We start from the raw sequence: 19931 nt of genomic DNA on the forward strand, positions 1-19931 counted from the left end.
CCCGACGGGTCAGGCGTGTTGCTATGCCGATAAAATGAAAGTCTGACGGAGACATAGCGCCGGTTAAGCGTATGGCGCATATGCATTTACAACAGTGTCATCACAAAAAAACCGGCGGCAGTCATCAGAAGCGAGCCAGTTACGTGCGTTAGTACGGAAATGACAGCCCATGCATAATTGCCATTCTGCAGTAGAACCACTACCTCAGCAGAAAAGGTGGAAAAGGTGGTCATACCGCCACATAAGCCGGTGGTAATAAAAAACTTCCAGGCGGGATCGAGGTGAGGCTGCCGGACAAAGAAGGCCAGTGCCATACCGATGATAAATCCGCCAACCAGATTAACCACCAGGGTGCCAGGAGGAAGATTGGGGAAAAGCGCATTGAGACGCATGGACAGTATCCAGCGGATCACACAGCCGATCGAGCCGCCTATCACTACCGCGAATAATGATTTGTACATATCACCTCGCAGAAATCAGGGCACCATCAGACCGTCATTCAAGGGAATAACGTGCGGTGATGGCCCGATTTTCATTCATTTCATATAGTACGGGGACACCCGTCAGGACATGCAGATCGGGAATTTTGTTTTCGTCAATCTGCTCAATAAACATGGTCAGCGCACGCAATGCATTAGCATGACTGACCAGCAGCATGGTTTCACCACTGACAACTCGCGGGACAATGACGTGGTGCCAGTAAGGCAGCAGCCTTCGCTGCGTCATTTCCAGACTTTCACCTGCCGGTAGATCCGTCAGGGACACATGGCGATAACGTGCCTCACGATGAAGTAAAGCAGGCGCATCCAGTAACGGAGGCGGGATACCACGATAGCTCCTCCGCCAGTGATAAACGATTTTCTGGCCAATCTGTTGAGCGGCTTTATCCTTATCCATTCCCTGAAGCACACCATAATGGCGTTCATTTAACCGCCATGATTTGTCCACCGGTAACCACAATTGATTCAACGTTTCCATTATCAGCCAGAGTGAATGAATTGCCCGATTAAGAACGGATGTGCAGGCACTATCAATGATGATCCCGGAGCGTTTTATCAGGTTTGCTGCGTGCCGGGCTTCTTCCACTCCTTTCTGCGTCAGCGGAACATCTTCCCATCCGGTAAAACGATTTTGCTGATTCCACTCACTTTCTCCATGACGGAGTAAAATAATTTTTCCCATAAGCAACCACCTGTCTGTCACCCACAGAGACTGATTACCTGAATTTACCTGGTCTCCGGTCAAGGAGGTGACGCATCAGAAGATGGGCGCAGCTACCGATGAACAGCGCGATTACAACAGCGCTGGTATCATCTGGCAGTACGTTAAAAAAGACATCAGCAATCAGGAATACCAGACAGGTTGCCAGGATCCCTGTTGCTGTTGACAGTATGAGTATTTTTCCGTTCACAGGACCACCTTACCCCTTCCCGTAGCTAAGCATACGGGAAGGGTGACGGAATCAGCGTTTTTTGAAGGCGGTTTTGCCGGCAAAGATGGCGGCATCACCTAATTCATCTTCAATACGCATCAGTTGATTATATTTCTCAATGCGCTCCCCGCGGCTGGGGGCGCCGGTTTTCAGATGACCGGCTCGTAGGCCTACGGTCATATCCGCAATGAAGCTGTCCACGGTTTCCCCGCTCCGGTGTGAAATAAAGGTTCCCCAGTTGTTATCCTGACACAACTGGATGGCTTCAATCGTTTCACTCAGGGTGCCTATCTGGTTCAGTTTAATCAATGCGGCATTGGCCAGGTTTTCATCGATGCCTCGCTGGATATATTTCACGTTGGTCACAAAAATATCATCACCGACCAGTTCGACTTTACCGCCCAGGGCAGCATGCAGAATTTGCCAACCGGCCCAGTCGTCCTCCGCCAGGCCATCTTCAATCAGCACAATCGGGAAGTCATTCACCAGCTGTTCATAATAACGCGTCATTTCTTCAGCACTGAGCTGAGCGTTTTCAGTACGCAGGGTATATTTGCCATCTGCATAAAACTCACTGGATGCCGGATCCATACAAATAACAATATCCTCACCCGGGCGGTATCCCGCCTTATTGATGGCCTCCACGATCAGTTCCAGCGGCTGGCGGTTTGAGGAAACGGCCGGCGCAAAACCACCTTCATCACCCACGCCGGTGGATAAACCTTTTTCCAGCAGGACCTGACGCAGGGCCTGGTAGACTTCGCTACCCCAGCGAATAGCTTCACGTACGGAAGAAGCTCCCCATGGTGCAATCATAAACTCCTGAAAATCAGCGCCCTGCCAGCGAGCATGAACCCCGCCGTTGATGATATTCATACAGGGAACCGGCAGCAGATTCGCGCCGACGCCCCCCAGATAGCGGTAGAGCGGGGTAGAGGAGAGTTGTGCTGCCAGGCGGGATACTGCCAGCGACACGCCAAGGATCGCATTGGCGCCCAGGCGGCCTTTGTTTTCTGTGCCATCAAGGGTAATCAGGCAGTTGTCGATTTCCTTCTGGCTGCGTACATCGTAGCCCTGCAGGGCATCGTTAATTTCGGTATTGATGCTTCGGACCGCATCCTGTACGCCTTTACCTCCAAATCGGGTCTTATCGCCATCGCGATATTCGATGGCTTCACGGGAGCCGGTACTGGCGCCGGAAGGAACGGAGGCCCGGGCCATACAGCCCCCCACAGAAGTTACTTCAACCTCTACGGTCGGGTTACCACGGGAATCCAGAATTTCTCTTGCGATAATATTTTCAATTTCAAAGCTCATAAGTTTGACCTTCTTTTATGGGGTTGGAATGTGTTTAATCAAAACATCAACAGAAAGGTGATTGATGAATTCGAAAGAAAAGGAAGAATAAACCCCGAACAGGCGGTTTTTATGCCCCAGCATGACCAGATCGATATCTTCGTGTTGAACAACGGCTTCGACGTCCCGGAAACGATGAATGCTGACAATGGACCGGACTTTAATATCAATACTGCTGGACTCCACCAGACGGCTCAGCATTGCCTTTGCATCAATAACTTCGCGGGACTGACGATCTTTGGTTAATGAATCACTGGTATAGTCCAGTTCCCGGTAGTCAGCGCTGAGATGGCCGACAGTAATACGGGTGCCCATCTCTTTTGCCAGACGTTCTGCCTGCTCAAGCAACAGCAGACCATCGGTTTCATTTTGTACAAGTAACAAGGCATGCCGGTAAATTTGCATAAATCACCTCTTATAAGAAGCGAAGCGGTCGGTCAGCCAGGGCAGGATTTCTTTCTTCCGGCTTGTCATACCGGGCAGCGACACCTGGAGAGAGCCTGTCAGGCTGCTATCTGAAAAAAGTAAACGGAGTTCCGGTTGGTGATGTCTGTCACCATCAAAATAACCATGTCCAGCGAACTGTCTTTACAGGTTTTATCCATTTCCTGCAGCAGCGCGGGCAACAGGGGAGTAATATCAGTCATGTCGCGTACCTCAATTTGTGACAACAACAGGGGCACATCATGGATCCGGTAATTTTTGGCGTCACGATTGAGTAATACCGATGTGGATTGCCCGGTTATATCTGTTTTGGCACGCAGTAGCCCTGTCACAAACTGGTCATAATCGATACCGGCGATTTCACGCAAAACTGCCATGGCTTCCTGATCCTGAGTGGTGGTGGTGGGGCCGGTCAGCGCAACGGTATCACTGAGGATCGCCCCCATCAGCAACACTGCCTGAGATGCCGTAATCGGCATCGGAATGTCATGCATCAGAATTGAGAGAATTACAGTTCCGCAGCATCCTACCGCCCGCACCCAGACATCCGGTGGATTGCGGGTAATGAGGGTGCCAATACGATGATGGTCAATGATGCCGATGACGTTGCTGTCCATCAACGAGGATGGTCCCTGCTCCGCATCCGTAAAATCAACCAGCCATACGGTTTTATCAGTCAGGTCGGCGGTGAGTAAATCAGGTTGTGAAACACCCGCGACATTGAGGATGTAACGGGTTTCCGGGGTGATATCCCCCAGGCGCCAGGGCGTTGCGGGACGACCAGTATAATTAAGCCAGTCAGCCACAACCAGCGCGCTGCAGATAGCATCGCTGTCAGGATTTCGATGACCGAAGACATAAATTGGATTATCTCTTTGAAAAGAGAGAGATTCTGAGGTAAGCGGTAATGTGGTTTGATTTTTCATAGCGATACCTGACATACATGCCTATAAAAGGACTAATTCAACTGTATATCAGGCGTCATCATCCGGTTTTTAAAGAAACCGGCGGTTGGGAAAGGTGGAGCACCATCACCTTGTAGATCAATCTTATATGGACCGTTGCAATAAATCAATATCAATTATTGTTCTCTGTTGTGTAGGTTATTCCTTACGCGCGGTGTCATCCTATCCCTCCAGGGCTTCTGCGAGAATGAACGGTGAGAATCTGGGGGGATCTGCCAGCCATCATGGATTTTTCTTAAGTTAATATTAAGGATCAGGCAGTATTATGTTTCTTTTTTCTGGGTAATTAACATTTATGCTGAATGAAATTGAAACTCTGAACAGAAAAATTTTCCTTGCTATGAACGCTAAGCCTGGAACGCCTGATTCAGCTCTGGTTATTGCGAATTTTTTTGCGAATACCCTTATTTATGCCATACCATTTATTATTATTTTTTTATGGTTTGCCGGTAAAGAAAAGGGAAAGATACTGGCGCTTCGCTCAACGTTAACAATGGTCATTGGTGTAGTGTTGAGCCTGATTATTGGAAGCCTCTGGCCGCATCCAAGACCATTTATGGTTCCGCTGGGCTATGTCTGGTTTTCGCATACTGCAGATTACTCATTCCCGAGTGATCATATGACCATTTTTGTGTGTTTTGCGCTTGCGCTGATCAGCGCAAAGGCAGTACGTACCGGCCTGGTGGTGTTGGGCATTAGTATTCTGGTCGCCTGGTCACGTATTTATCTTGGCGTACATTTTCCTCTCGATATGATAGGAGGTGTCATCACGGGGATGGTGTCTAATGCTCTTTTCTGCCGGTTATGGAAATATAAAGGTGAATATGTATTCTCTTTTTTTAAAACAATCAGCTTAAAATTATTCAAAATTTAATGATGGGTTGGAGATGGCAGTGGTAATATTTAAAAAATGTCATCTTCATTTCCTGTATCCTGATCTGTCTATCCTGAATAATATTTCACTGGTAGACAATCTGCGGAACACTCCATTATCCGGTGATCTGTTATGGTTTTGAGGATGATAGGAGGCCGATTCCGCAGGCGAAGATGGAAAAATCATGGTCAAAGTTGGGCAGAACAGGTATAGTGCCCGGCGGAGATGGCGTTCCTCCTTATAACCACTGTTTTACTGACAGTTAATGACGCCTACAGAACACTGACCTTTGTCGGTACTGTAGGCTATTTTCTGCACGCCCCCATTGGTCAGCCCTGAAACTCACGAGCTAGGACCAATGAAACGACTAAAACACCACGATCAAATTGAATTATTTTCCTATATAGGGACATGGCTAGTTACTGCGAGTCTTATCGCATTACTGGCAGGTACTGCATCCGCGTTATTTCTTCTCTCACTCGATAATGCCACGGCATGGCGGGAATCCCATTCCTGGATGATATGGTTGCTCCCACTGGCAGGTCTCCTGGTCGGACTGGTTTACAACTGGTATGGCGAGCCCGTCAACGCTGGCAATAACCTGATTATCGATGAGATACACGATCCGAGAAAGGTGGTTCCGATAAGGATGGTGCCACTGGTTCTGGGCGGTACTCTCATATCGCATCTGTTTGGCGCTTCGGTCGGGCGCGAAGGAACGGCGGTTCAGATGGGGGGAGCCTTGGCCGATCAGCTGACGCATATATTTAAAGTGAAGAAAGACACTCGTCGGATCCTGCTGATGGCTGGGATGAGCGCGGGGTTTTCGTCCGTATTCGGCACCCCGATGGCCGGTGCTATCTTTGGGATGGAAGTACTGGCAATAGGGCGAATTCGTTATGATGCGCTGTTCCCCTGTCTGGTTGCCGCAGTGCTTGCCGATCAGGTCTGTCTGGCATGGGGGGTACATCACACACATTACCGCATCGATTTCATCCCGGCATTTACAATATGGAGTTTCCTGTCCGTTGTGATAGCGGGTGCCGTATTCGGGCTGGCAGGAATGGTATTCTCTGTCGCGACCGGAAAGGTCAGTGGGATCGTTAAACGTTATATTAAGTATGCTCCTTTGCGTCCTTTTTTCGGAGGGATACTGATTGCTGCTGCCGTCTGGTTTGTCGGTACTGATCGTTATATTGGTCTCGGTATTCCGGAAATTGTCCGAGCCTTTAAAGAACCGCTATATCCGATGGATTTTATGGGAAAAATGAGCTTTACCATCGTTTCCCTGGCGACAGGATTTAAAGGTGGTGAGGTCACACCTCTGTTTTACATAGGTGCCACTCTGGGGAATGCTCTCGCTCCTCTTCTGCACATGCCATTTGCTTTTATGGCCGGGATCGGTTTTGTAGCTGTGTTTGCCGGTGCGGCAAATACCCCGCTTGCGACAACCTTTATGGCGATGGAACTGTTCGGTACCGAAATGGCGGTATTTTCTGCCGTCGGCTGCTTTACGGCATATCTTTTTTCAGGACATACCGGGATTTATCATGCCCAGCGAGTCGGTCATGCCAAAAGCCGCCGATACCGTACACTTGTTCCGTCTGAGCTACGCATTTCTGAAATTTCTGCTGTTCGCAGGAAGAAACCTTTCGCGTTATCACGTGAAGAAAATGAAATAAAAATCCAACCGAAAAAAGACAAAAAAGTCACAATGGAGAGTTCTAAATGAGTGCAGATGCAGTCCAGACTTTAGCCGCTTTAAGATTATATTTTCCAGTCGCATCTAAAGCCAGTGCCAGACGTTTCTGGCACAAATTACTTGCTCCCCAACTGGCGCAGCATCTTCTTTCCGTGGCGAAGAAATCAGACATTAAAGCAGCGACATTACATCATGTCACCTCCGGTTATCTTCCCGGAAAACGATTATCTCACCATCATCCTGAGTTAACCAATATGACACATCCCCAGTGTCTCGAGCTACTGGACTCGGAAGAAAATCTGAGAGCTTTTCTTCATGAAAACATGGAAGAGTTAAAAAAGGTATATGCCGTACTATTAAAATGTGAAGAGCCTCATGCTCACCATATTTCCCTTCATGCACCTGAGTTTGCCTGAATACAGGAAAGTAGTCATGATAAAATATCCGGGGAGAGAACCCCGGATATCATGTTGTAATAAAATAACAGTTTAATTTTTCGACTAGTCATCGCAAGATTTCTCCGATTTCATTCAGAACGTCATGACTCGACGAGAGCCGTTGGGAGATGTTAAGTTGTGTGAGTATGAACATGCTGCATCTGAACCGCCCCCAGCACACCTTCACCGCCCAAACGCGACTCTGAGGTGTAAATAACGCAATAAAAATTATAACTTAGTACGATTTTGACTTTAATAATTCCATAAGTCGTTTAATTATAAACCATTATTATCTCTACAAGTCTTCGAGCGTGCTTATGAAAGAGATCTGTTCCGCAGATTCGTCAACATTTAAACATGTGCGTTTTGTTCTCACAGACATGGATGAAACGCTGACTTACAAGGGGCGCCTTGCGGCTGAAACCTATATGGCGTTGGAACGGTTGCAGAACGCGGGAGTCAAAGTGATACCGGTCACAGCCGCGCCAGCCGGCTGGTGCGACCAGATGGCATGGATGTGGCCAGTTGATGGTGTCATTGGTGAAAATGGGGGGGTGTTTTTCAGAAGGCAAAATGACGGCCATGGCATTGAGCGTTTCTTCTGGCACGGCACAGAAAAATATCCTGACGTCGCTGAGCGCCTGATGCAAATTGGAGAGCAGATAAAAAGGGAAATTCCTGCCGCTCATTTTGCCGACGATCAACCTTTCAGGATGACGTCCATTGCCTTTGCTAAACCGCCAGAAGCCCATCAGTGTTCATTAATACTTAACGCATTGACGCAAGCAGGTGCGACAACCACCGTAAACAATCTCTGGATTCTTGGTTGGTCCGGAGAGTATGACAAGTTATCTATGGCCCGACGAGTGCTCAGGGATTATTACGATCTCGACATTGATGCCGAACGTTCTGCCGTATTGTATAGCGGCGACTCGACGAATGATGCGCCGATGTTTTCATTCTTTGAACATACGGTGGGAGTGAGCACGGTATCAGATTTCCTTGATCAAATCCCGAAACCTCCACAGTGGATCACCCGTGGCCCGGGAGGTGCTGGTTTTGTGGAAATTGCAGATGCGGTAATTGCCGCCAGATAATGAGAAACGCAGGTCCCGTCGGCTTATCCAGTCACAGTGACAGTGGCCGGGTTTTTAATGCGTGTGCTTCTCTGCTATAAAAGATTTTTTTAACAGAAAGTTGAAATCACTTTAAGAGAACTTCATGAACTAACAGGAAATGCGCCTCTTTTAAATATATTCTGACAGCTTACTCTGCTTCAGTTCATGGACCTTTTCCAAACTAGTACAAAGGCTATACAGATTAATTCACAGCAAGCAGAAAGTATTCATTATGTGTCTGATAGGTTAGAGTCAACGACTTCAACTCAAGCTAATGGAAGCTATGCAGTATCAACTACAATAGGTTCTAATCTTCATGATGACCTTTCGATTATGTCCTCATATTATTTAGGCGTAGGATCCGGACGTGTTAGTGATCAAAAAGAAAGACAATTTAATTTTGAAAGGTTTTGTGAATGGATTGATGATGTAAAAACCAATTTAGAAGGCGCTAACAAAGTATCTAGTTCATTTCTTAAATCATTTGCTCAAACTGTTGATGGTATACCTTCTGAAAAACCAGTTGCTTGTATTATTGATCTAAGCAAATATAACGGTTTGTTGACTGTGTGTTGTAAAGGCAAGCACAAAAAAATAATATAAAATTATTTATTTAAAAAATATAATTTTGGAATTTCATTTTTTGATAAAACACTACTCCCGTTTGTTATAAATACTAATGGCAGTAATCTTTCAAAGATGAGGGGGCCATAAGGTCAGCGACATTTTTACCAAGGGAACTAGATTTTTATGTTGATAAAGGTGAATTAAAAACACGTAATCAAACTCTAACCTTTATGCTTGATAATGAAGTTGTTGATGAAATTGACATTTTCAACAATAACACCGTAAAATTAATATTTGACAATGGAATCACTTACTTAAATGGTTTATTTTATAAATTCACCCTCCCCACAGATAATGCAAGAGTTGCAGATGAGTTTTTCTCGCGATTTGTAGAATTACAAGATTTGTTGTCAGGTGGATTATCAGAAAAAGATGAGGATGGGTTGAGCGGAGCTAGTTTTAGCCCCTCATCGATATTTTATTTGATAGATCAACTGTCAAATGTGAGAACTAAATCTGTTCAACTATCTCAATTGGGACCATTTTATCAATATATCCCTAATGTTGATTTGATTCTTTGTACGGATATGGATACAGAACCAGCTGACTTTGTCCTTTCCTCCAGAGACAAACTTATCTATGTACATATCAAATGCGGTACCGCAGGAAAACCTGAATCTTCAGCAGGTTCGATTTGCGAAGTCGGTAGCCAAGCGATAAAAAACATACACTACTTGGATAGGCTGGGCAATGTCTTTCTCACCGGACAGCAAGCTAACCATCAAAGCGCTGGAAATGGCGTGGGAAACCTGAGGTCAACCAGCAGGAGTGATTTTCCACAGTAACCATGGTAGCCACTAAACAAGCAGGCAGTTCCGGCAGTTACTGTGGCGTTACCGGATAAAGCGGTAGCCAGTTTTAGTTGACCACGACAGAACCTTCCTTCCATCATCTCACAAGTCGCATGAATGAACAGCATTCACTATCTTAGTTGCCCCGGTATGTGGGGCGGTGTTGTCGATATTTATAATCATTTCGAATTTTTCCCGCAATGCTTCAAATATTTCTGGATAGGTGTCACCTATTTGCACAGCAATGCATCTTTGTGCTTTTCTGATTTTTTCATTTGTCCTTCCGGGACAGATGCTTCCGATTCTACAGAGCAAAAAACGATGGTTCAGTTTAATCCGCGCAGAAATAACAGGGAAACACACTGAGATACTGTTAATGTTGACTGAATAAAAGATGCATGAAATTTGTATCAGTATAACGAAGCCGGTAAGCATAGCGATAGTGTTGCATGACGAAGAGAAGGGGGGTATCGGCACCACCTCCGTTCAGGCAGCGTAGATCATGCCGGAATTATGTTTCTGAATGGGGCAGGATTTCAGGTCAGGGTCACTGGAAAAGCAAATCCGGGCCTCGGAACTGATAGTGGAGCGCAAGGAAGTTGTCAGCGACGAAGAACGATGTTATCGCTGAACAGACTTTAAGCCAACGCTTGAAAGTATACTTTTTTTCCATTACCCTGATCGGCTGCCATTTTTCAGGTAAGCATAACTCTGATAGTATAGAGGTCTCAATGCCGAGCATAAGAAAGCATCGCTCTTTTATCTCTCTTTCGCGTCGAAAACGTCGGCAAAAAGTGATTCAGCTGAAAAATCGTCTCCGGAATACTCGTCATATCTATGGTGGCATCTTCTACGATGAATGCGATATAGATCAATATGATAACAGCAAAGATTATATCTGGAACTGGAGCGATATCTATTTTTTAGGTCTCCGGCCTGACGTATTATGGAATGCTGAAATCATTACCGCGCAGACCGCTTTTAATGATGTAGTTGGTTCATTAGCCTTTGAAGAAGCCTACAGTTTGTTGAATACACATCAGCGTGAAGAAGAATTTAGGCTAGATACCATGCAACGCGATAGTCCAAGGCATCTTACTCGCTATGCAATATTCAATGGATTAACTTTTTCTGAGTATCTTTCGAAGCGAGAACAAGAAATAGCGCTTAATACTCCCATACAAATTTACAGTGAGTACCGTTACTTACCTGGCTATTCCTACGGAATCGGCCTTAAAATGATTGTTGATGCGCCAGCTTTGAACGTGGATGTCATAGAGGCTGCTATCAGAGATTTTCGCCGTCGTGGTGAATCCGAATGGCAATCAAATGTAGCTATTTCGACTCCCTCACAGTTATAGATTGAAAGAAATTGAAGGAATGGTCTATGAGTGAAATAACACTTTGAATCGCCACGGATGCTTTGGATGCTTCTGAGCCATTGCGGACTGATTCCGCTCAGGTAAAAAATCCAGCCCCATTGGTGGACTATCAGGGTGTGAATTCATCACGGACTGAGAAGACCGTAACAGATTTAGCCCCCCTGGAGAGTGCAACATACAAATCACTTGCTCCCATATTTCCTGCATCCAGTATTAATGCGTGATCGCATTCCAGTCCTTTCAGAAGAAGTGTTGAGCCTATTGAGCGATGCGATACACGTCCTTCTCCCTGGTATCTGCGTTGTTCACGAATGACAGATGCTGATTCATGAATGCTTTTTTCGGGTGAACTGATGGACAGATTTATTGCATCTTTTAGCACTTGCAGCGCTCCGGCCCTGAATACGCGAGTTTCATACTTATCTTCAAGCAAGAGAAGCGTTGTTCGCATGTTTTGTCGGGTGGGTGCCAGTGCAAGCTCTACTAATGCAATTTCAAGTGAAGAAGGGGGCGTTATGTTTCGACCGGCTTGAATAGAACCAATTCTGCGTAGGGTTGCGCTAACGCCCACATTTGTCATCAGCTCAGCTGCTGCCTGTAATATATTTGGCATCACGTTAGCGGTATTAGCCTCGTCAAGGGAAGTGGCCATTCTCATCACATCAGTCAGATCAACGGGTTCAACAACATCAATACCATTAATACGTTGTGCAAATTGATGCCGGGATGAAGCTCTTCGTGAATCACCCATAACCAAAATCGAGTCGTTGGGGAAATGTCGCAGCAGCGAGTAATATTCGCGCTGCTGGCGCTGGATATTATCATTGTGATTTCGTGAAAGAGGATGAAAACGGACATATTCAGGACAAGACTTTAAGTCAATGCGCTCCCGGCGAAGTAAACGATGTCTTTGCTCAAGGATCCATTGGCCCAAATCTGGGGTTTGGGCATTGTTCCAGCGCCAGGGCGTCTGCAAGGTTGCCAGAGTAGGGAAAAAAGTCTCAACGGTTCGGGTCCAGTCAGGCATAGGGCCGCTGAAGCTGAAGATACATTGCATCGGGTCACCAAAGACGACCGTTGGTAGCAAACGTGAAAGCGCACAAGTCAGTTCATGCTGTTCACTATTGCAGTCCTGGTATTCATCGACCAGCAAACGCGAGTAAGTAGCTGTGATGATTTCGCTAATATTACCGTTAACAATCAGGTTCAGTACGGCACGGCGAAGAGAAGGGTAGAAAAGGGTTGGATTTTCAGGACCAACGTCAAGCGGGCACAATCCCGGGAAACAGCCTGCTATCTTCAGCGCCCATCCATCGATTGTTGTCACAATATAGTTTCGCGGAGGAATTGCAAAACGACTCAATCGCTTTTTGAGTGCCGTTACACCTGCAGTTGTATGCGTCAGCACGAGATACGGCTTACTTTGTGCAACACTCAGAGCGTCAGTAATCAGGTGGGTTTTGCCGCATCCGGCAGGCGCTACAATCAGGCCTTTAGTGGCATTTAAAACGGCATCCACACTCATTGTTGATCACCGTCATCTGCAGCCCACCCCAGCAAATCTCTGATTATCGCCTTGAACGGCCGTGAAAAATCATTGATAGCCGGGCCCACAATATTTTCCGCCAGGTCTTCAGCCTTGCCGATCGTTTTAAACCAACCATATTCACCTGCCGCACGCGCCACGGGCTCTCTCATTTCTATCGTTGGTTCCTCAGTGCATGCTTCAAAGTTATAAGCTCCCTGGGAGCAGTTCTGAATATGCTGATCCACCTGTTGTTGGCTGTTCAGAGCCGCAGCGAGGAGAACAATGTCACGGATAGTCTCAACAGGGCACCAGGCTAGCAGGGCTCCCTCTGTTGAAAAACCATTACCCCATTCAAAAATGGTCACGCCACTGGCCCGGCAATGTTCTGTCTTTAGTCTGTGTGCTTGCGAGATAATATCTGAGTCTTTTAGTAATGCAGTACGATACCCCAGTCGTGCAAAAACCTCGGCGCGTTTGAAATATTTTTCCCCACCGGCGCCATCGGTAGCAAAGGCACCTTGATCCTGAAAACCCGTTCTTCCTCTGCTTTGCCTGTATAAATCCAGTCCTCTGATAAAACCAACCTCAGTCCCACCTTCACCCACAATCACGGCTTTGCTAAAGAAGGCTTCAGCGCAGGCCCGTAAGGTTGCCTGTTCCTGATCTTCTCCGCTAAGTGTCAGGAAAAGGTGTGAAGGCTCTGGGGCCGGTTGATTTACTTTTCGCAGCACACATAGTTGGGTTGCTTGGAGTTCCCGGAGAACATATGGGGAATGAGTGGTGATGAATACCTGCGAAGTGGGCTCAGGATCGCGGGAGCCCAGTTGATGCAACAGCTGGCTTATTCTGTAGGGCTCCAGCCCATATTCCGCTTCATCAATAAGTATGGTCCCTGGACGCCCGACAGCTTTCTGTAACCCGCTTACCAGTAAACGGGTCGATCCCGTGCCAAGCATCCTCAGCGGCGTATTATCATTGTTATGCAGACTGATTGCGCTGTTAGAGAGTGAAACGCCATTAACATCCAGAAGCGCTTTCAGTTCACCGACCGGTACCCCAAGTGAATTCGCGATAGTTCTGACTTCGGTCAGAATGGCATCAAGCTGCGGAAGTTCCCGGGCAGCAAAGCTTTGCCGGGTTTGACGGGAAAGCTCGGCCAGCGTTGCGCTGACATTGAAATCCTCATCTGAAAGTTTGTTTAATACTGAGCGATTTCCCCATGCCAGGTGGTGGTGGGATGCAGCCCCAAGGCGCGTCGGGCTTAATTGCTCACGGTGCTTCCATTGCAGTCTTTTCTCCAGACCTTCCGCAGTTGTTCGTTCAGAAAATAAGAGCCAGTCTGGTTCAAGATCATCTTCGACGACCATTCTCAGCGTGAGTACAGTCTCATCACCCGCCTGCGGTTCATCATGGATTTCTTTTGTTTCAATGTTGAACCCACGAAAATAGCGTCCGTAAGCTTCGAGATTCAGCAATCCGTCATCGAGCTGCCCAAGCGTTATGCTGATGCAGATTGGCGTGGCTGTGTTCATCAAATGAAAATCTGCATCACTGAACGTAAACGATCTTCTTGCGCCAAGCACCAGGTCAATCGCGTCAATGATGGTCGATTTTCCTGAATCCCCTGGGCCTATCAGACAATTGAGGCTTGGGCCAGGGCACCATTCTGCTTGTCGCACTGCCCGAAAGTTTTGGATGCTGATGTGGCGGATAACAGCCATTTATCGTTCCCTCATAAACCAAAAATGTTGTATCTGCATTGAATTGGAAGGAATTATTACACACATTTTCTGATTTAGCTGTGATGCAAAGCTGCTCCTGATTTGGCTGAAGAAAGATCATGAAAGATCGGGGGAGTCGAGGGTTAGTGCCCACTATAATTCTCGGCTTCATGTTTTCGTATACGAAAATTTTTAAGCAATAAGACACACCATAGCCATACGTGGCACTGACCACGTGAAATCAATTTTTTTTTATCAACTCCCTAAGAACGTGAGGCGCCAGCAGACTTTCGACTGGTATCACAGTATTGATTTTTACTGCTTTGACAATTTCAATCAATGACAGGGTGTTTTGTGCAAGTTGTTCACGTAGCTCTTTATTTTCCTCCTGCAACTGCTGATTACGACCAAGTAAAGCCTGGCGCGTCTTACGATTCACATACTGCTGTTTTTCTTTGGGACGAAGATTTAGAGGGGATAATTGTTGATCGACATAGGCTGCAATAAGACGTTTTCGTTCAATGTTACTTAATGTACTTAAGCCGCCATTGATGATGCCTTTTGATTTAAGTCTGGCATGCAAGCTTTTAGCCGAAATAGGCGATTTATCAAACCCTTCAATCAGCATCAGTTGGAGCTCATGCTCGATCTGAGTATCCAGTTCTTTACCACGCATCAGTCTTCTCCTTGTTTGATTTTTTGGTACTCGATAGCAAATAATTGAGCCAGAGTACGAATTTCACCTTCCACCTTTATTTCTCCTGACAGAAGTGCCTGAGAGGTAATTGCTTCCAACGAGTTTGAGCGTCTGCGTAATTGCTCACTTAGTGCATCTAGCTGTGCAAGACTATCGTCAATATTGCCTTGCACTAGCTGGTTGTCAGAAAGGGTTGCGGTATACTGTTCAAAAGCAAGTTTGGCCTCGTTTAATGCCCTACCTTTGACTACAACAGCGGAGTATTCATCAACACGCCCGGTCAACGTGAAATGCTCACAGGGCTTCAATGCCTGACACTTCATTCGATAAGGGCATCCCCACAAGTTAACGTCTCTCATGCAAGAACCCAATTTCAATGGATGCAGTACAGCGTGCCTTTGCACCATTTCAGATGCTTGCGATGGCCCTTCGTTTTTACTGATTTCTTCAAACGCAGCGGCAATGTCTTCGAATAGTCCATCGCCTAACGACGCTTCAATGAAGCCTGCAACATCGTTACGGTCATCGAAGGTATGTAGGTTTGCCTTTATATTTGTTTCCAGGCTCTGGACGCGATTAAACGTCATTAAACCACTTTGCTTTACCGCATCGAGAGGTGAATCAACGTCAACAGCACTAGATGCTGACTGCTCCGGTACGGTTGGAACTAAAGGGGTTAGAGAAGCTGCTTTTCGCCGTTCCTTGAGAGCCAGGTGCTGATAATGCTGATTTTGAGTGATATCAACACGCCCCATCAGCATCGCTTGTAAGTGGTCTGAAATCTCAGCAATAGCGAGAAAAGTATTAATGTTGTGTCGAGGGATATGTGTGCGTAGCTGAGTAGGGCGGCCGTCATCTTCAAGCAGCCTGTATTTGCTGAAAACGGACGTGTAACCCTCATAATTACCAAGGAACTTGTTTAGTCCATTATTATTCAGGGGTAATGGCGTGGCTTTTAGTTCCAACGTTCTCTTTAAAGTCAGTGATCCCTTGGGAAAAAGAAACAATAGATCTTCATACTTAATCTCGTATCTCCTGCCATTTTCTACCCATGCATGAGTACAGGGGGTGTTTGCACTGTTATCACCGAATTCATTTCTAAGATAATTACTAAGGTCCGACTTTGAATAATATTTTTCTTTTCCATTACCTGATCTAAGAATGACTTTTACCGGTATACAGCCACGTTTTTCTAACGCTTTCGATGCTTTATCTCGTAATCCTGCACGCCCCCGAAGCTCTGATGAGGACTGGGCTATGTGTTCTACAATAGAATCAAGTTCAACGAGTTCGCCGGCAATATCACTGATTGCCTTTGGTAAATAATCAGAAAATTCTTTAGACCGTAAAAATGCGAGATGTTTGCGAAAGTCAGTTGTTAGCAACTTAACCGACTTGAATATATTTTGGCTATTTGCATTCTGAGGTAGGATCGCAAATTTAGCTAGGAATTGAAATCTATCCCCTTTTGTGCAAAATCTGGTTGACATTCGCAGATTGACTACAGTACCGTTCCGTGCAAAAGGTGGTTGGAGTCCAAAATGAACGAATTTACGGGATCGGCAGCTTCACAGGCTGACTTTATTTGGAAGAATGCGGAAGACCTTTGGGGGGACTTCAAGCATACGGACTTTGGCAAGATCATTTTGCCGTTTACCTTGCTGCGCCGCCTGGAGTGTGCGCTGGAGCCGACCCGCGAGGCGGTGAGAGAAGCGCATGACGCTTTCAAGGATGCAGATGTTGAGCTGGATACCATTCTGCGCTCAACCGCTGAATACCCCTTCTACAACACCTCTGAATACTCCCTTGGCACCCTGGGTAGCACCAAGACGCGCCGCAATCTGGAAGACTACATCGCCCTGTTTTCGGATAACGCCCGCGCTATCTTCGAGGAGTTTGAGTTTGGCAATACGGTGATCCGGCTGGAGAAAGCGGGCTTGCTGTACAAGATTTGCCAGAACTTTGCCAAGATCGACCTGCACCCGGACGTGGTGCCGGATCGGGTGATGAGTAACATCTACGAACACCTGATTCGCCGCTTTGGTGCCGAGGTCAATGAAGGGGCCGAGGACTTCATGACGCCGCGTGACATCGTTCACCTGGCGACCGCATTGCTGCTTGACCCGGATGATGCCCTGTTTGAGGCCAGCCCCGGTTTGATTCGTACTCTGTATGACCCGACCTGTGGCACGGGTGGCTTCCTCACCGATGCCATGAACCATGTGGGCGACTACGGTAACCGCGACAAGATCCCGCCAGTGCTGGTGCCGCACGGGCAGGAGTTGGAGCCGGAAACCCATGCGGTTTGTGTGGCCGGTATGCTGATCCGCCGTTTGGAGTCCGACCCTGGCCGAGATCTGTCGAAGAACATTCGTCAGGGCAGCACGCTGTCCAACGACCAGTTTGCCGGTGAGCGTTTCCACTACTGCCTGTCCAATCCGCCTTTTGGCAAGAAATGGGAGAAGGACAAAACCGCCGTCGAAGCGGAACACAAAAAAGGCGAGCTGGGCCGGTTTGGGCCGGGCCTGCCGAAAATTAGCGATGGCTCCATGCTGTTTTTGATGCACCTGGCGAGCAAGCTAGAACTGCCGATCAACGGCGGTGGCCGCGCCGCTATCGTGCTGTCGGGTTCGCCACTGTTTAACGGCGGTGCCGCGTCTGGCGAATCGGAAATACGCCGTTGGTTGCTGGAAGACGACCTGATTGAAGCCATTGTAGCTCTGCCAACGGAGCTGTTCTTCCGAACCAATATCGCCACCTACCTGTGGATTCTGTCCAACAAGAAGCCGCAGGAGCGCAAAGGCAAGGTGCAGTTGATTAACGCCACCGACCTTTGGACTTCAATCCGCAACGAGGGCAACAAACGCCGTATTGTCAGCGATGAGCAGCGCCGCCAGATTCTGGACATCTACGCCACAGGCGAAAGCGGAGCGCTTTCCCGGATGCTTGACTACCGTACCTTTGGCTACCGCCGTATCAGGGTTCTGCGCCCGCTGCGCATGACCCTGGAGCTGGATAAGGTGGGCATGGATCGGCTGGAAGCCGAAGCTGCCTGGGAAAAGCTCTCTGATGCGCATCAGACATTCTGGCGTGAAGCCCTCAAGCCGCTGATCGGGCAAACGCAGCCCTATAGCTGGGCAGAAACCTTTGTTAAGAACTCGATCAAGTCCGACGAAGCCAAGCAGCTCAAGGTCAAATCCAGCAAAACATTGATCACCGCGCTGATCAACGCCTTTGGTCACAAAGACCCGAAAGCCGAGCCAGTCACGGATTCCAACGGCGAGCTGGTGCCAGACACAGATTTAACTGATTACGAGAACGTCCCCTATCTGGATGACATCGACGACTACTTTGCTCGCGAAGTGCTTCCTCATGTGCCGGATGCCTGGCTGGATGAGAGTTTTACCGATGCCAGGGATGGTCAATTGGGCCGCGTTGGCTATGAGATCAACTTCAACCGCTTCTTCTACCAGTACCAGCCGCCGCGCAAGCTGCAAGATATTGATGAAGACCTGAAGCAAGTAGAAGCCGAGATTGCCGCGCTACTGGCGGAGGTGGCCAGCGAATGAGCCAGTACAGAGCATATCCCGCATATAAGGATTCCGGTATTGAGTGGATTGGGCAGGTGCCGGAGCATTGGAAGGTAGCGAGAGTCAAGCGACTGGCGTCATTGCGCAATGAACGACGAAATGATGTATCTACTGATACCATTTATATCGGACTTGAGGATGTAGAAGCAGGATCAGGGCAGTACAAGCCAACGAATGGAAGCTCCCGTCAATCAGAAGATTCAACTGTAGGCATCTTTTATGAAGGGGATGTCCTGTACGGTAAGCTGCGTCCATATTTGCGAAAAGCCATTATTTCAGAGATGGCAGGGTGCTGCTCAACAGAATTTTTGGTTCTGAGGGCTGAAAAAACAGAACCCAGATGGCTGCAAGAATGGCTTTTAACTCCTGATGTAACGCATCAAATAGTGTCAGGATGCGAGGGAGCGAAAATGCCTCGTGCAGATTGGGGGCATATCGGTTCAATTGAAGTTGTATACCCAGATCAGCCTGAGCAAGCGCAAATACTAACCACCCTCGACCGCGAAACCGCCCGTATTGATGCGCTTGTCGAGAAGAAAACCCGCTTTATCGAGCTACTGAAGGAAAAGCGCCAGGCGCTGATTACCCATGCGGTCACCAAGGGGCTAGCCCCCAACGTGAAGATGAAGGATTCCGGCGTTGAATGGATTGGGCAGGTGCCGGAGCACTGGGAGGTGAAGCCTATTTGTCGCGTGACATCGGTCAATGATGATGTGCTTCCTGACTCCACGACTGACGACACTCCCATTCGTTATGTCGATATTTCCTCAGTAGGATACATGGAGGGTATTAAGCAGGCTTCGGATATGTGCTTTGCAGATGCACCATCAAGAGCCAGACGGAAAGCATCTTCAGGTGATGTGATCATCTCCACCGTTCGGACATATCTGAAGGCCGTTGCAGCTGTTACAGATGAATATGCTGATTGTGTATTTTCTACTGGGTTTGCTGTATTGCGAGCACGCCATCTTGATCGTTCCTTTTTAAAGTGGATGGTTCTGAATGAGCTTCTGATTCAAGCTATTGAAGCTCATTCAGAAGGATTGAGTTATCCAGCGATTAATGCTTCTGCATTAGTGAAGCTCAAAAGCGTCATTCCCCCACCAGAAGAACAAGCCAGCATCGCCGCCACCCTCGACCGCGAAACCGCCCGTATTGATGCGCTGATGGACAAGGCAAAGCAAAGCATCACCCTGCTCAAAGAACGCCGCGCCGCTTTTATCACCGCCGCTGTCACCGGCCAGATTGATTTGCGAGGGAAATAATA

17 protein-coding genes, 2 pseudogenes and 2 riboswitches are annotated in these 19931 nt (G+C 47.5%); of the genes and pseudogenes, 10 read left to right on the top strand and 9 right to left on the bottom strand.

All coding sequences use genetic code 11. The features are described from left to right. Positions 1–86: 86 nt before the first annotated feature. Entirely contained in the window at positions 87–461 is a 375-nt protein-coding gene (gene crcB, locus F384_RS26765) for a fluoride efflux transporter CrcB (protein WP_008786685.1), read from the bottom strand. A 34-nt stretch (positions 462–495) separates the two neighbouring features. Continuing rightward, the gene (locus tag F384_RS26770; protein ID WP_046499040.1) at positions 496–1182 is read right to left on the bottom strand and encodes a 2,3-bisphosphoglycerate-dependent phosphoglycerate mutase; all 687 of its coding nucleotides are present in this window, start codon (positions 1180–1182) and stop codon (positions 496–498) included. 67 nt (positions 1183–1249) lie between these two features. Between F384_RS26770 and F384_RS30095 the strand changes: the two genes are divergently transcribed. Beyond that, the gene (locus F384_RS30095; RefSeq protein WP_155404063.1) at positions 1250–1387 is read left to right on the top strand and encodes a hypothetical protein; all 138 of its coding nucleotides are present in this window, start codon (positions 1250–1252) and stop codon (positions 1385–1387) included. Positions 1388–1462: 75 nt separating this feature from the next. Here the strand turns inward: F384_RS30095 and eno are convergent, their stop codons facing one another. From eno to F384_RS26785, 3 genes and pseudogenes are all read right to left on the bottom strand, one after another. Beyond that, on the bottom strand, positions 1463–2749 hold the full coding sequence (eno, locus tag F384_RS26775; protein ID WP_046499043.1) for a phosphopyruvate hydratase: 1287 nt from the start codon (positions 2747–2749) through the stop codon (positions 1463–1465). Positions 2750–2764: 15 nt separating this feature from the next. After that, entirely contained in the window at positions 2765–3193 is a 429-nt protein-coding gene (locus tag F384_RS26780) for a universal stress protein (RefSeq protein ID WP_023223697.1), read from the bottom strand. A gap of 3 nt (positions 3194–3196) precedes the next feature. Then, positions 3197–4158 (bottom strand): annotated as a pseudogene (locus F384_RS26785) (DHHA2 domain-containing protein). A 42-nt stretch (positions 4159–4200) separates the two neighbouring features. After that, a riboswitch (Fluoride riboswitch) is annotated at positions 4201–4277 on the bottom strand. A gap of 215 nt (positions 4278–4492) precedes the next feature. Between F384_RS26785 and F384_RS26790 the strand changes: the two are divergent. From F384_RS26790 to F384_RS26820, 7 genes and pseudogenes are all read left to right on the top strand, one after another. Next, positions 4493–5071 (top strand): phosphatase PAP2 family protein, encoded by a 579-nt coding sequence (locus F384_RS26790; protein WP_046499050.1) that lies wholly within the window; start codon positions 4493–4495, stop codon positions 5069–5071. A gap of 212 nt (positions 5072–5283) precedes the next feature. Next, a riboswitch (Fluoride riboswitch) is annotated at positions 5284–5353 on the top strand. Between the two features lie 76 nt (positions 5354–5429). Next, the gene (locus F384_RS26795) at positions 5430–6803 is read left to right on the top strand and encodes a voltage-gated chloride channel family protein (RefSeq protein WP_046499056.1); all 1374 of its coding nucleotides are present in this window, start codon (positions 5430–5432) and stop codon (positions 6801–6803) included. Further along, positions 6800–7189, top strand: a complete 390-nt coding sequence (locus F384_RS26800) for a DUF190 domain-containing protein (protein ID WP_023223701.1) — start codon at positions 6800–6802, stop codon at positions 7187–7189. Before F384_RS26795 ends, F384_RS26800 begins: the two co-directional genes overlap by 4 nt. Positions 7190–7527: 338 nt before the next feature. Continuing rightward, a complete protein-coding gene (locus tag F384_RS26805) occupies positions 7528–8307 on the top strand; it encodes an HAD-IIB family hydrolase (protein WP_046499061.1) in 780 nt (259 codons plus the stop codon). Between the two features lie 186 nt (positions 8308–8493). Beyond that, positions 8494–8931: a hypothetical protein gene (locus F384_RS30565; RefSeq protein WP_226991694.1), complete on the top strand. Its 438-nt coding sequence runs from the start codon at positions 8494–8496 to the stop codon at positions 8929–8931. 702 nt (positions 8932–9633) lie between these two features. Further along, a pseudogene (locus F384_RS30570) lies at positions 9634–9753 on the top strand (IS3 family transposase); the annotation flags it as partial. A 592-nt stretch (positions 9754–10345) separates the two neighbouring features. Beyond that, positions 10346–11107, top strand: a complete 762-nt coding sequence (locus F384_RS26820) for a hypothetical protein (protein WP_080950113.1) — start codon at positions 10346–10348, stop codon at positions 11105–11107. Positions 11108–11237: 130 nt separating this feature from the next. Here F384_RS26820 and F384_RS26825 read toward each other — a convergent pair whose 3' ends face one another. The 4 genes from F384_RS26825 to F384_RS26840 form a co-directional block, all read right to left on the bottom strand. Next, complete coding sequence (locus F384_RS26825) at positions 11238–12653, bottom strand: UvrD-helicase domain-containing protein (RefSeq protein WP_046499071.1); 1416 nt, start codon at positions 12651–12653, stop codon at positions 11238–11240. Then, entirely contained in the window at positions 12650–14377 is a 1728-nt protein-coding gene (locus F384_RS26830; protein ID WP_046499074.1) for an ATP-dependent nuclease, read from the bottom strand. Before F384_RS26830 ends, F384_RS26825 begins: the two co-directional genes overlap by 4 nt. A 241-nt stretch (positions 14378–14618) precedes the next feature. Continuing rightward, complete coding sequence (locus F384_RS26835) at positions 14619–15053, bottom strand: hypothetical protein (RefSeq protein ID WP_077259080.1); 435 nt, start codon at positions 15051–15053, stop codon at positions 14619–14621. Beyond that, positions 15053–16564 carry a hypothetical protein gene (locus tag F384_RS26840; protein ID WP_226991695.1) on the bottom strand — a complete coding sequence of 504 codons (1512 nt, stop codon included), beginning with the start codon at positions 16562–16564 and terminating at the stop codon, positions 15053–15055. Before F384_RS26840 ends, F384_RS26835 begins: the two co-directional genes overlap by 1 nt. Before the next feature lie 51 nt (positions 16565–16615). Here F384_RS26840 and F384_RS26845 point away from each other — a divergent pair, with 51 nt between their 5' ends. Continuing rightward, positions 16616–18643: a type I restriction-modification system subunit M gene (locus F384_RS26845; RefSeq protein ID WP_045358028.1), complete on the top strand. Its 2028-nt coding sequence runs from the start codon at positions 16616–16618 to the stop codon at positions 18641–18643. Next, entirely contained in the window at positions 18640–19929 is a 1290-nt protein-coding gene (locus F384_RS26850) for a restriction endonuclease subunit S (RefSeq protein WP_046499086.1), read from the top strand. The genes F384_RS26845 and F384_RS26850 overlap by 4 nt, the downstream gene beginning before the upstream one ends. The last annotated feature ends 2 nt before the right edge of the window (positions 19930–19931 follow it).

The organism is Citrobacter amalonaticus Y19, from assembly GCF_000981805.1.
GTDB classification, from domain to species: domain Bacteria; phylum Pseudomonadota; class Gammaproteobacteria; order Enterobacterales; family Enterobacteriaceae; genus Citrobacter_A; species Citrobacter_A amalonaticus_C.